At 50.0% G+C, this 284-nt stretch carries 1 protein-coding gene; it reads right to left on the bottom strand.

Going from position 1 to position 284, the window contains the following annotated elements; translation table 11 throughout:
- On the bottom strand, positions 1-284 hold a 284-nt coding region (locus DL891_RS16875; RefSeq protein WP_304598474.1), incomplete at both ends, for a glycoside hydrolase family 19 protein.

Raw genomic sequence — 284 nt, 5'->3', positions numbered from 1 at the left:
TTTTTGAATGATACAATCGCGTCCGTTGCCACCACATCGGGGTCGTTTATCAAATCCAATCCGAGAGCCTCGCCGGCAAGCCCGTAGTTGGAGTTTCCGGTGAGTTGGACAGGTCCTCGGCTGCTATATTTTTTGCCGGAAGAGCATAGCCAGTGAGGAGATGTGCAGTGATTCTCACTGTCAATGGTTGTTGTATTGATGTGACAAAGTCCCCATGAATGTGCATCCACTGAATCCGACGATTCTCCTGTTGTTGCTTCAGAGATTTGGCCAAGGAACGCGGC

The organism is Homoserinimonas sp. OAct 916 (assembly GCF_003260275.1).
GTDB lineage: Bacteria > Actinomycetota > Actinomycetes > Actinomycetales > Microbacteriaceae > OACT-916.
Note: the sequence above shows the minus strand (reverse complement) of the source record. Positions and strands in the feature narration are given on the sequence as shown.